This is a genomic window from Streptomyces sp. NRRL F-5126, from assembly GCF_000721265.1.
Classification (GTDB): Bacteria; Actinomycetota; Actinomycetes; order Streptomycetales; family Streptomycetaceae; genus Streptomyces.
In genome coordinates, this window is record NZ_JOFZ01000122.1 from 1 (window position 1) to 325 (window position 325).

Sequence of the window (325 nt, forward strand, 5' to 3'; positions counted from 1 at the left end):
CTACCGAAGTCCACGCAGCCCGGAGCGAAGAAGGCCCTGCAGGAGATCTACAACGCCGAGGACCGCACCCACGCCGAGAAGGCGGCCCGCGCGTTCGAGAAGACCTACGGGGCGAAGTGGCCCAAGGCCGTGAAGAAGATCACCGACGACCTGGACGAGCTCCTGGCGTTCTACGACTTCCCCGCCGAGCACTGGATCCATCTGCGGACCACGAACCCCATCGAGTCCACGTTCTCCACGATCAGGCTGCGGACGAAGGTCACCCGAGGAGCGGGCAGCCCGGCCGCCGCCCTGGCGATGGTGTTCAAGCTCGCCGAGGCCGCCC

Annotated in this window: 1 protein-coding gene; it reads left to right on the forward strand. The window is 67.4% G+C overall.

From position 1 onward, the window contains the following. A partial coding sequence (locus IH48_RS0132620) for an IS256 family transposase (protein WP_030913177.1) occupies window positions 1–325 on the forward strand: 325 nt, incomplete at both ends.